General features: G+C 39.4%; 11 protein-coding genes. 9 read left to right on the top strand and 2 right to left on the bottom strand.

The features are described from left to right. Positions 1-95: 95 nt before the first annotated feature. On the bottom strand, positions 96-956 hold the full coding sequence (locus tag AC07UV_RS02105; RefSeq protein WP_028068906.1) for a sigma-70 family RNA polymerase sigma factor: 861 nt from the start codon (positions 954-956) through the stop codon (positions 96-98). A gap of 387 nt (positions 957-1,343) precedes the next feature. On the opposite strand from AC07UV_RS02105, the gene AC07UV_RS02100 reads away from it, so the two are divergent. Then, the gene (locus AC07UV_RS02100) at positions 1,344-1,565 is read left to right on the top strand and encodes a helix-turn-helix domain-containing protein (protein WP_120260837.1); all 222 of its coding nucleotides are present in this window, start codon (positions 1,344-1,346) and stop codon (positions 1,563-1,565) included. On the opposite strand, the gene fmt is transcribed toward AC07UV_RS02100, so the two are convergent. After that, positions 1,562-2,479, bottom strand: coding sequence for a methionyl-tRNA formyltransferase (fmt, locus tag AC07UV_RS02095; protein WP_495182554.1), 918 nt, complete (start codon positions 2,477-2,479; stop codon positions 1,562-1,564). The two genes, AC07UV_RS02100 and fmt, sit on opposite strands and share 4 nt — an antisense overlap. A gap of 149 nt (positions 2,480-2,628) precedes the next feature. Between fmt and AC07UV_RS02090 the strand changes: the two genes are divergently transcribed. The 8 genes from AC07UV_RS02090 to lysA all read left to right on the top strand — a co-directional run bounded on the left by AC07UV_RS02090 (position 2,629) and on the right by lysA (position 12,618). Then, positions 2,629-3,846: an ABC transporter permease gene (locus AC07UV_RS02090; protein WP_495182553.1), complete on the top strand. Its 1,218-nt coding sequence runs from the start codon at positions 2,629-2,631 to the stop codon at positions 3,844-3,846. Between the two features lie 115 nt (positions 3,847-3,961). Next, positions 3,962-6,085 carry a cation:proton antiporter gene (locus AC07UV_RS02085; RefSeq protein ID WP_495182552.1) on the top strand — a complete coding sequence of 708 codons (2,124 nt, stop codon included), beginning with the start codon at positions 3,962-3,964 and terminating at the stop codon, positions 6,083-6,085. 25 nt (positions 6,086-6,110) lie between these two features. Next, on the top strand, positions 6,111-7,373 hold the full coding sequence (gene icd / locus AC07UV_RS02080) for an NADP-dependent isocitrate dehydrogenase (RefSeq protein ID WP_495182551.1): 1,263 nt from the start codon (positions 6,111-6,113) through the stop codon (positions 7,371-7,373). A 14-nt stretch (positions 7,374-7,387) separates the two neighbouring features. After that, positions 7,388-7,645 carry a hypothetical protein gene (locus AC07UV_RS02075; protein WP_495182550.1) on the top strand — a complete coding sequence of 86 codons (258 nt, stop codon included), beginning with the start codon at positions 7,388-7,390 and terminating at the stop codon, positions 7,643-7,645. A 186-nt stretch (positions 7,646-7,831) separates the two neighbouring features. Next, positions 7,832-8,899 carry a 3-phosphoserine/phosphohydroxythreonine transaminase gene (gene serC, locus AC07UV_RS02070; RefSeq protein WP_223582652.1) on the top strand — a complete coding sequence of 356 codons (1,068 nt, stop codon included), beginning with the start codon at positions 7,832-7,834 and terminating at the stop codon, positions 8,897-8,899. A 158-nt stretch (positions 8,900-9,057) separates the two neighbouring features. Further along, on the top strand, positions 9,058-10,005 hold the full coding sequence (locus AC07UV_RS02065) for a D-2-hydroxyacid dehydrogenase (protein ID WP_495182549.1): 948 nt from the start codon (positions 9,058-9,060) through the stop codon (positions 10,003-10,005). Between the two features lie 124 nt (positions 10,006-10,129). After that, positions 10,130-11,443 (top strand): aspartate kinase, encoded by a 1,314-nt coding sequence (locus AC07UV_RS02060; RefSeq protein WP_495182548.1) that lies wholly within the window; start codon positions 10,130-10,132, stop codon positions 11,441-11,443. Positions 11,444-11,457: 14 nt separating this feature from the next. Then, the gene (gene lysA / locus AC07UV_RS02055; protein WP_282253679.1) at positions 11,458-12,618 is read left to right on the top strand and encodes a diaminopimelate decarboxylase; all 1,161 of its coding nucleotides are present in this window, start codon (positions 11,458-11,460) and stop codon (positions 12,616-12,618) included. The last annotated feature ends 98 nt before the right edge of the window (positions 12,619-12,716 follow it).

Below are 12,716 nucleotides of genomic sequence, written 5' to 3'. Positions count from 1 at the left end.
AGCAAGCAGCCTTTGTTGTACAAAAAACTTTATTACACAAAAAAATCCCAATCATTTCTGATTGGGATTACCAAAAATTTCAATAAATATCTCTTTTAACCTAAATAAGATTTTAAGATTTTGCTTCTTGAAGTGTGTCTCAAACGTTGAAGAGCCTTGTCCTTAATTTGACGGACGCGTTCACGTGTCAAATTGAATTTCTCACCGATTTCTTCGAGCGACAGTTGGTGGTTGGAACCTAATCCAAAGAATAGAACGATGATTTCACGTTCTCTTTCTGTTAAAGTTGCCAATGATCGCTTGATTTCTTCTGATAGAGATTCATCAATTAGAGAACTATCGGTGTCTGGGTCATGGTTTTCCAATACATCCAAGAGTGTGTTTTCTTCACCTTGAACGAAAGGTGCATCCATAGACACATGACGTCCAGAATTACTTAGGGTATCCGAAACCTTGTCAACTGTGGTTTCAAGGATATCCGCCAATTCTTCTGGAGATGGTTCCCGCTCGTATTCTTGTTCTAGTTTTGAGAAAGCTTTACTGATTTTGCTTAGAGAACCTACTTGGTTCAATGGCAGACGTACGATACGTGATTGTTCAGCAATTGCTTGAAGAATAGATTGGCGAATCCACCAAACGGCATAAGAAATAAATTTAAAACCCTTTGTTTCGTCAAAACGTTTAGCCGCTTTAATTAAGCCCAGGTTGCCTTCATTGATTAAATCACCTAAGGTCAATCCTTGATTTTGATATTGTTTTGCTACTGATACTACGAAACGAAGGTTGGTTTTAGTCAATTTTTCCAAGGCAACTTGGTCGCCTTCGCGGATGCGCTGTGCTAATTCTACTTCTTCTTCTGCTGTAATTAAGTCTACTTTACCAATTTCGTGTAAGTATTTGTCCAAAGACTGGGACTCACGATTGGTGATAGATTGTGTAATTTTGAGCTGTCTCATTAATTTTTATTAATTCTCCTCTCTAAGAAATGTTTGCGAAAATACGAAAAATTTTTGAATTATTAATGGAAAATGGATTATCTAACCTCTCATCTATAATGAGTTATGATTTTGTAAATCTTCATTTTACACTATCAAAAACTATTCCATTTAAAATTGTTTTTCTTTCTCAATTGTGGCTGTAATATTCAACTGATTGATATTTAAAGCGCTAACAAATTTTATTTTTTTCTATTCTCAAGTAATTTATCTAATGATATCAGATATGTTACGTAAAACGTATTCTTTGAATTTATTTTAAAATGATAATTTTATGATAAAACAAAAAGATATATGTTTTGTTTTACAAGAGACATTAAATAAATTTAAAAGAATAAAAATTATAATATGCCAATCTTAATTCATTTGGATAAAATAATGAAAGAGAAAAAAATGTCACTTAACCAATTGAGTGACAGTGTAGGGATTACACTTTCTAATCTTTCAATCATAAAAAATCAAAAGGCTAAGGCCCTGCGATTAGATACACTTGAAGCAATATGCAAAGCGCTAGACTGTCAGCCTGGTGATTTGTTGCAATACTATGATGGAGATGACGAGAAAAACTAGAATCTATAGCCTTTTAAAAAGTCTACCACATTCATTTTCTTCTTGCCTTCCAGTTGAAGTTCCGATACCATGATATAGCCATCTTGTGTCGCAAACTTTAAATAGCTTTTTTGGTCTGTCTCTATTGTTCCCGGTGCAGCAGTAGTAGCTGTTTGCTCTTTTTCTGTTTTATATATTTTTAATACCTTGTCATTGAGTACAGTAAATGCCGTTGGATATGGACTAAGTCCGCGTATAAAATTATAAATAACATCAGTAGATTGATCCCAATTTATTTTACAATCTTCTTTAAAAATTTTCGGTGCGTGTTTCAACGTTTCTGTTTGGAGGATATCGTCTTGGCTTTTCGGCTGTAAATTTCCCGCTTTCAGCTGTTGTATTGTTTGAAGGAGTGTTCTGGCTCCCGCAACCATCAGGTTGTCGTGAAGATCTCCAGCTGTGTCAGTTTCATTTATTGTAACTTTTTCGGCTAAAAGTATATTTCCAGTATCAATCTCATGTTGCAATAAGAATGTAGTCACTCCGGATTCTTTCTCCCCATTCATAATGGCATGATTGATTGGAGCTGCACCTCGGTATTGGGGGAGCAAAGAGGCATGGACGTTAATGGTTCCATGTTTCGGCATATTCCAGACAACTTCAGGCAGCATACGGAATGCCACCACAACCTGAAGGTCGGCTTGATAGTTTTTGAGTTCGGCAAGAAAGGCCTCATCCCGAAGTTTGACTGGTTGAAGGACGGGGATATGGTGTTGGGTAGCGTATACTTTAACGGCTGATTCATGTATCTTTTGCCCACGACCTGCCGGTTTGTCCGGTACTGTAACTACAGCAACCACTTGTTCGCCAGATTGAATGAGTGCATCAAGTGAAGCAACGGCAAAGTCAGGAGTGCCCATGAAAATAATACGCATAAGAGCTGTGTTTTTTGTAAAATCCTTAAAATCAATAAAATCGTTGGGATGATAGAAATCATCTGCGAAAACGCTAATAATTTGCTATTAAAGTTTTGTAAATAACAAATTTTTATAACTTTGCGAAGTTACATAAATATATTGAAAGCTTGAATTTTCCTTATTTTTTAGCAAATCGAATAGCATTTTCAGGTAAACGGACGTTCTCAAAATTGATCGTTCGGGTTACGATCGGTGCAATTGCGCTAGCCATTGCTGCCATTATCATATCTATTGCGGTTTTGCGGGGATTTAAGGGGGAGATCATCAGCAAGCAACGTGGTTTTTTTGCGGATGTATTGGTGCTACGTTATGATCTCAATAAATCGTATGAAAATTCACCCATCTCACTTACGCCTCAACTCCATAAGTCTATATTAGCAGACCCTGAAGTATATTCCATTAATCCATTTGCAACCAAAGCTGGAATTATCAATGTGAACGACGAAGTGGAAGGCGTGGTTTTGAAAGGTATTGATTCGCTGTACGATCAGCAGCCTATAAAAAATATGCTGCTCGAAGGGAGTACGATAGATTTTAAATCCGAGAACACCGATAATCAGATCTTAATTTCTAAATATCTGGCAGACAGATTGTTGTTGAAAGTAGGCGACGATTTTATTATGTATTTTGTCCAGGAGCCGATCCGTAAGCGAAAGTTTGTCATCAAGGGAATATTTAATACCGGGTCGGAGGAGCTTGATAAAGTTTACGTAATCGGATCTTTGAATGTCATTAGGAAGCTGAGCAATCTTGATGATAATGAGGTCGGTGGCTATGAGATTCGAATCAAGGATTTCAGCCAACTCCAACAGACGACACAAAAAATAGAAGATATGCTGCCTATTGATATGCAGGCAATCAATATTAAAGACCAGGTGCCCGATATTTTCCAGTGGTTGGATTTATTGGATATGAACACCAAAATTATCTTTATTTTAATGACTGTGGTAGCTATTATCAATATGATTTCAGCTTTATTGATCACCATCCTTGAGCGCACATCCATGATTGGTATATTAAAGGCTTTGGGTTACCATAATGCCGGTATACGCCGGGTCTTTATGTATAGTGCCCTGTATCTCATTGGGCTTGGTCTGTTGATTGGAAATCTTATCGGATTAAGCTTTTATTTTCTACAGGATTATACCCATTTTTTCAAACTGGATCAGCAGACCTACTACATTTCTTATGTTGCCGTAAAACTCTATTGGTCCGACGTTATTTTGGTCAATCTTGCGGTGGTATTTATTGGCATGGTTTCCTTGTTTATTCCTTCGATGTTAATCACTAAGATTAGTCCGATAAAAGCAATTTCTTTTAAGTAAGCCCTTTTTTAGGCGTCGTTTTGTTGGAAAAATTGTATTTTTAGAGCTGTTAGCTATTTTGCGGCTGGTAACGAAAAATAAGTTGACACATTTTACCCATAGCATACGAGCACATATGAATAAAACTTTCGAGCATATTTCCCACGCTTTCGAAGCGCCCCTACAGAATCCCGTACTTATTTTTTCACTGGTACTCTTTATTATCCTACTTTCACCCATTATCCTCAGACCGATCAAGGTGCCGGGCATTATTGGTTTGATCATATCCGGTGTTATTATTGGACCCCATGGATTAAATTGGCTGGAAAAAAACTCTGCAATTAATCTGTTTTCCACGATAGGGCTTTTGTATATTATGTTTATTGCCGGTCTGGAATTGGATATGAATGAATTTAAAAAGACCAAGAACAAAAGTTTGCTGTTTGGTTTTTTTACATTTATTGTGCCTATAAGCATAGGTTATCCTGTTTGTCATTTGTTGTTGGGGTACGATGTACTGGCGAGTCTTTTGATCTCGAGTATGTTTGCGACGCACACCTTGGTATCTTATCCCATTGTGAATAGTTATGGTATTTCCAAGATGGAAGCTGTGGCGATTACGATTGGTGGTACCATCCTGACCGATACGGCAGTACTGATTATATTGGCTGTTATTACCGGAGTTTCACAGGGTAATATTGGAAACGAATTTTGGGTTACACTTGGGATTTCCTTCGCCATATTCCTCTTTATCATGTTCGGTATTATCCCGCGGATCGCAAAATGGTTTTTTGAGCGGTTGGGCAGCGAAAAGACATCAAACTATATTTTTGTACTTTCCGTAGTATTTTTTGCGGCATTCTTAGCGGAAATTGCGGGACTGGAACCGATTATCGGGGCCTTTGTAGCTGGTTTGGCCTTGAATAAATTGATTCCGCATTCTTCGGCTCTGATGAATCGAATTGAGTTTATCGGGAATGCTATTTTTATTCCTTTTTTCCTCATATCAGTCGGTATGATCGTGGATGTGAGTGTCATTTTAAAAGGACCTCAGGCATTAATTATAGCGGGTACCTTGACCGTCGTTGCAATCGTGGGGAAATATGCCGCTGCTTGGCTGACACAGAAAACATTTAAATATAGTCGTGGGCAGCGCAACTTGATTTTTGGCTTGAGCAGCGCTCATGCTGCAGCGACTTTGGCTGTTATTATGGTCGGTTATAAAAATGGCATCATTGATGAAAATGTCTTGAATGGTACGATTTTGTTGATCTTGGTAACTTGTATTGTTGCCACTATTGTGACAGGGAATGCTTCCCGGAAAGTGGTTATGGATGGGGATCAAGATGAAGAGCATACTGACGTGGTGAAGGAGAAAGACGAAAATATATTGATCTCTATTGCAAATATGGACAATATGGAACCTATCCTTGACTTTTCCACTTACATCAAGAGTAAAAAATGCACTCAGCCTGTGAATATTGTATCCGTGGTAAAAGATAATGAACAGGCACAGCTGAATATGAGTAAAGCCCGCAAAAATTTGGACAATATGGTGCGTTATGCTTCTGGTTCGGAGACCAATGTTAATATCAGTGCAACGATAGATTTAAATATTGCAAGCGGTGTAGCTCGGTCAGCGAAAGAAGTTTCTGCAAATTGTATTGTGCTTGGTTGGCCAAGCGCAGCAAATTTTATGGATAAATTTGTTGGTGAAAAAACAGAAAGTATCCTCAACAGAACATCGGCTAATGTGATGCTCTGCCATTTTAGAAAACCTTTTATTTCCAATAAAGCTATCGTTGTATTTGCACCGCCAATGTGTGAGGCAGAGTTTGGTTTCGAGTATTGGTTGGAGAAGGTTATTAAACTTGCACAGGAACTATCGGTTCCAATCTCTTTTGTTGTGGATACGCGCTCCACATCTGCAATTGAGGCGCACCTGGTCGAAATAAAGAACTCTGTGCCAGTTACTTTTAAACACTACGATGACTGGGATAATTTACAGGGATTAAAAGCGTTTAAGGACGAAGAGTCCATGTTCATTTTTGTGTCTGCACGAAATGGAGAGGTTTCATATCGCGATTCGTTGGATGGTGTGGCAAAAAAATTAGATCGGATCTATGCAAACGAAAACCTTGTTTTGGTGTTTCCTAGTAGGGTAGAGAATGCGCACATCGACGAATACGAGGATGTTGAGGCTGCTCCGATATTCCGAAAGATTAGTAAAGAGATTGGAAATATGTTTAATAAAGGATAGTTGCTATCCGCAAAAAACGCTGATTATGTCAAATAAGATTACAATGTCCAACGATGGAACACTACAAGTTCCAGATTCCCCAACGATTCCTTTTATCATAGGTGATGGTATAGGTCCTGACCTATGGCATGCCGCCGCGCGTGTTTTTGATAAAGCCGTGGAGAAGTCCTATAACGGACAACGAAAAGTCAGTTGGAAGGAAGTTTTGGCAGGAGAGAAAGCATTTGATGAAACCGGAGAGTGGTTGCCCAAAGCGACATTGGATCTATTGCGCGAATACCTGGTTGGTATAAAAGGGCCTTTGACCACACCCGTAGGTGGTGGCATACGCTCCTTGAATGTTGCCTTAAGGAAGGATTTGGATCTCTATGTCTGCCAGCGACCGACGAAGTGGTTCCAAGGTGTGCCATCTCCGGTCAGACATCCAGAATATGTGGATATGGTCATATTTCGAGAGAATACCGAAGATATCTATGCTGGGATAGAGTTTCAGGCGGGAAGTGCAGAAGCCAATAAACTACAGGATTTTTTACATGACGAACTTGATATTGACTATAACTTTTCGAGTACCACGGGGGTAGGGGTCAAGCTGGTTTCTGAAGAAGGATCCAAACGCTTGGTTCGAGCAGCGATTGAACATGCTATTCATTATGCATTACACTCGGTGACTATAGTGCACAAGGGTAATATTATGAAATATACAGAAGGTGCCTTTAAAATCTGGGGTTTCGAGGTTGCAGAAACAGAATTTGCGGATAAGACCTATACTTGGGGGCAATGGGAACGTACCAAAGCAGCGCAAGGTGAGGCCGCGGCCAACCAGGAACAAAAGGAAGCCTTGGCTTCAGGTAAAATCTTGATTAAGGATATTATCGCAGACAACTTCCTGCAACAAATCTTGCTTAATCCGCGCGACTTTTCTGTGGTGGCAACCTTAAATCTAAACGGGGATTATATCTCGGATGCTTTGGCAGCCATGGTAGGCGGTATAGGAATTGCACCGGGGGCCAATATCAACTTTAAAACCGGTCACGCTGTTTTTGAAGCGACCCATGGTACAGCACCTCGGTTTGCGAATACCAATACCATGAATCCTTCATCCGTTATCCTCAGTGGTGTGATGATGTTTGAATACCTGGGTTGGACAGAAGTAGCGGCGGCAATTGTGCGTGCATTGGGGGAAACCATTATTGCGAAAACGGTCACTGTTGATTTTTACAATCTGATGGATGATGCGACCTTAGTGAAAACCAGTGAGTTTGCTGATCGGATCATCGAAAAATTATAAGGATTTTCTTTTTTATGGACTACGACCAACTTCCTCCTTTTGTAAAGGAATCCACCGTTTTTAGTACGGAAGATAAAATTAATCTGGCAAAGTTAGACCGACTGCCTACACCGTTAGAGGTGGATGAGATTACGTCCTTGCCAGAAATTTACGAATTGTTAAATGCCTTTATTGGAGACCAATCCTCCCGTAACGTCCATCTTCAGCTTAAAGCAAAGGAGTATTTGCAAGATAATCAATTAGATATGGCTTGGAAAGTGATTCTTCTGTGATTGTTTTAATAACCAATAGGGATCTACTTGTGTAATATTTTTATTGAAATGATTCAGAATTTTGTAAATTTTCAATAAAAAAACAGAATAGTTGAAAAATATATAATTTTATTTTACCTTTGATTTTTAAAACAACAGATTGCTTTACTAGGGTTCTGAATGAGCAATCAAACAAAAATAACATCAATGAAACATAATTTTGGAGCAGGTCCATGTATTCTGCCAAAGGAAGTATTTCAACAAGCCTCAGAAGCTGTAATTGATTTTAACAACACAGGTTTATCAATTTTAGAGATCTCTCACCGTTCCAAAGAGTTTGAAGCAGTGATAGATGAGGCGACTCAGTTAGTAAGAGAATTATTAGCCGTACCACAAGGATATTCGATTCTTTTCTTGCAAGGTGGAGCGAGTCTGCAATTTGCGATGGCACCACTTAATCTTTTACCTGAAGGCGGTAAAGCTGCTTATTTGGATACAGGTGTATGGGCAACAAAGGCCTTAAAAGAAGCGAAGAAATTCGGAACAGTAGATGTTGTAGCTTCGTCGATTGATAAAAACTATTCTTATATACCTAAAGGGTATTCAATCCCTTCGGATGCTGCCTATTTTCACTATACTTCAAATAATACGATTTACGGTACTGAGGTGTTTGAAAAACCAGCGACGGAATTACCAGTGGTTGTAGATATGTCTTCAGATATTTTTTCCCGCGAGATCAATGTCGCAGATTACGATTTGATCTATGCTGGAGCACAAAAAAATATGGGTCCTGCTGGCGTAACACTAGTTATTGTGAAGGATGATATTTTAGGTAAATCAGGACGTGTTCTACCTTCGATGTTAGATTATAAATTGCATATCGATGGCGGTTCCATGTATAATACTCCTCCGGTATACTCGATCTTTGTTTCCATGTTGAACCTACGTTGGTTAAAAGCAAAAGGTGGTGTGCCTGTTTTAGAGCAAGAGAATATTATTAAAGCACGTGCTTTATACGATGAGATCGACCGCAACCCTTTATTTAAAGGCACTGCTGCTGTTGAAGACCGCTCGCGCATGAACGTGACTTTCGTGATGGATACTCCTGAATTGGAAGCGGAATTCTTAGCTTTGGCAAAAGAACGTAATCTGATTGGTATCAAAGGACACCGTTCGGTAGGTGGCTTTAGAGCTTCTATCTACAATGCATTGCCTTTGAGCAGTATAAATGCGTTGATTGATGCCATGAAGGAATTTGAAGACACACGCAAATAGTCTATTCAGTCAAAAGTATTTTGATGAAATCATCGGATTTATTCCGTTCACGTCGCTGTCCGAATGAATCTGATTGCTTCATCGCTTAAATAAACAATCAGGGTGTCACAGATTCATGTATAGAATGAAAAATCGACATTCATAAATAAATATAAAGGATGAAAATATTAGCAAATGACGGTATCGATCCACTAGGAAAGAAAATGTTGGAAGATGCTGGTCATACTGTAGATACAAATCATATACCACAAGAGGAGTTAGCTGAAAAGCTGCTTGCTTATGATGCAATCACTGTACGTAGCGCAACTAAAGTTCGTCAGGAATTAATTGATGGCTGCCCAAATTTGAAAGTAATCGGTCGTGGTGGTGTAGGAATGGATAATATTGACGTGGAATACGCACGTTCAAAAGGTATTGCTGTTGTCAATACTCCTGCTGCATCTTCTTTATCGGTGGCTGAATTGGTTTTTGCGCACCTTTTAAACGGTGTACGCTTTTTATATGACTCCAACCGCAAGATGCCTGTTGAAGGAAATACCAAATTCGGTGCTTTGAAAAAAGCCTATGGTGCCGGAACTGAGCTTCGCGGTAAAACAATCGGTATTGTTGGTTTTGGCCGTATCGGTCGTGAAGTAGCTAAAATCGCGATCGGTCTGGGAATGGATGTAGTCTATACAGACCTATTTGAAGGACCCAAAGGCTTAACGATTGAACTTTCTGGTGGTATTCAGGTTGAGGTTCCGATCAAACAGGTGGAAATGGAAGAATTATTGAAAGTTTCTGATTTTATTTCCTTACACGTACCATTTTTGGACAAACCAGCAATTGGCGCAGCAGAGTTTCCGCTGTTAAAAGATGGTGTTGGACTGGTCAACGCTTCTAGAGGCGGTGTTATTGATGAGTTGGAATTAGTGAAGGCATTAGATGCAGGTAAAGTAGCATTTGCAGGTTTAGATGTGTTCGACAACGAACCTACACCACGTGAGGAAATTTTAAAACATCCAAAGATTTCGTTGACACCACATATTGGCGCAGCGACAAATGAAGCACAAGAAAGAATCGGCGAAGAATTGGCCGGTTTACTGATCGAAAACTTGAAGAAGTAATTCTTCCGCATAGAACAAATATATGCGGCACAAAACTTTCATGATTTTGTGCCGCATTTTTTTTAATATACATTCATGAATTGCCTATATTGGCGCACAGAAATTTAATAATTGTAACTTTAGTATGAAAGTTTTAAAATTTGGTGGTACTTCAGTAGGAAGTGCAGTACGTATCAAAGGGTTGTTGGATATTGTAAACCCTTCGGAACGTCAAATCGTTGTGTTGTCCGCGGTAGCTGGAACGACAAATGCTTTAGTAGAAATTGGTCAAGCTTACACAGCAGGTAAGAAGGACGAGGCTAAGGATTTGATCAAGAAGCACAAGGATAAGTACGAAGACCTTATTGAGGAACTTTTTAATACTGAAGCCGGTTATAAAAACGGGAAGGAATTAATCGACTATCATTTTAACCTGATCTCTAGCTTGGCGAACGAGCTGTTTACGTCGATAGAAGAAAAAATTATTTTAGCGCAAGGTGAATTGATGTCCACAGCATTATGGCATTTTTACCTCAATGAAATCGGAATTCAGTCTGTCTTATTGCCGGCGCTGGATTTTATGAAAATCGACGAGGACAATGAGCCAATGGTGGAATACATCGGTGATAAATTGAGTACTATTCTTGCTCAACATCCCGAAAATACCTTGTTTATTACACAAGGATTTATCTGTAGAAATTCTTTTGGTGAAATTGATAACTTGCGCCGTGGCGGATCGGATTATACAGCTTCATTGATTGGCGCCGCTATCCGTGCGGATGAGGTTCAGATCTGGACAGACATTGACGGTATGCACAACAATGACCCGCGTGTCGTAAAAGGGACAACACCAATTGCGCATCTTAGCTTCGATGAGGCGGCAGAATTAGCTTATTTTGGGGCGAAGATATTACACCCACAATCGGTATTTCCTGCGCAAAAATATAATGTGCCAGTACGTCTGTTAAATACGATGGAGCCAAATGCTAAAGGAACATTAATTAGCAAAGATGGTGCACAAAAAGGTTGTATCCGGGCAATCGCGGCAAAAGATGGTATCACCGCAATTCATATTCATTCCTCAAGAATGTTGCTTGCTTACGGTTTCTTGCGTCGTGTTTTCGAGATTTTCGAACGCTATAAAACACCGATCGATATGATCACTACCTCAGAAGTAGCGGTTTCGTTGACCATAGATGATACAACAAATTTAGCCGATATCATTAAAGAAGTAGAAGATTTTGGATCTGTTACCGTAGATGGCGATCAGACAATTGTCTGTGTAGTCGGTGACTTTGGTTTGAATAGCCATGGCTATGCTGCACGTGTACTTGATGCTGTAAAACATCTTCCGGTCCGTATGATTTCATACGGTGGTTCGGATTTTAACGTATCCATTTTATTGAATTCGGATCATAAAACAGAGGCTTTACGTTCATTGCATAATCGTTTATTTTAAGAATTAGGTTTTATATGATAAATACAGCTATTGCGGCAAAATTTGCAGAGAAAGAAACGCCGTTTTATTACTATGACTTGGCCGTGTTAAACAAAACCTTGGAAGCGGCTTACGTAGCTTCCCACAAAAGGGGATTCCATGTTCATTATGCATTGAAAGCTAATTTTAACGATGTGTTGTTAAAAGCTATGCAACAGATCGGCTTCGGTGCGGACTGTGTGAGCGGAAATGAAGTGAAAAAAGCTATTGAGTGTGGTTTTGCACCTCAGAATATTACCTTCGCTGGCGTTGGGAAATCGGATAAGGAGATCAATTATGCATTACAACAAAATATCTTTGCATTCAACGTAGAGTCTATTCAGGAGCTTGAGGTTATTAACGAATTGGCATCAAAACAAGGTGTAAAAGCGAATGTTGCATTGCGAATAAACCCGAATGTGGATGCGCATACACACCATTATATTACAACAGGACTCGACGAAAACAAATTTGGTATTCCAAATGCGGATTTGGAGAAATGTGCCGCTGTTCTTAAGAAATGTGATTTTATAGAATTGGTAGGCTTACACTTCCACGTCGGATCTCAGATTACCGATATGACGGTATTCAAAAGTTTGTGTGTTAAAGTTAATGAGTGGAAAAACTGGTTTGAGGAGCGTGGAACACAGATTCGTGTGTTGAACGTCGGTGGGGGCCTTGGGATAGATTATAAAAATCCAGACGGTAATCCAGTTCCAGATTTTGAAGCTTATTTTGACATTTTTGATCGTTTCCTAGAGCGTAAGCCGCATCAGGAAGTTCATTTTGAACTGGGCAGAGCTTTGGTTGCTCAATGCGGAAGCTTGGTGAGCCGTGTATTATATGTTAAGAATGGTGTCAAGAAAAACTTTTTGGTACTGGATGCAGGGATGACTGAATTGATGCGACCAGCCTTGTATCAAGCTTACCATAAAATAGAAAATATTAGTGAAGGCAGTGCTACAGAAGCATTAAACTACGATGTCGTAGGGCCAATCTGTGAATCCTCGGATTGTTTTGGAAAGGAAGTACCTTTGCCGGTGTCAAAACGTGGTGACTTGATCGCTATTCGTTCTGCAGGAGCTTATGGTGAAGTTATGGCTTCCCGCTATAATTTGAGAGAAGAAATCAGATTTGTCTACAGCGATCAATTGTAGGTAGCTATCCTAGACGAAGATAAGGAGATAAAGCCGGTTCATTTGTGAACCGGCTTTTGTTTTTTGGTGATAGATATCTGAATTGTCTTTTGTATACT

The organism is Sphingobacterium sp. GW821-FHT03E03 (assembly GCF_059420745.1).
This window is presented reverse-complemented; position numbering and strand designations above follow the sequence as displayed.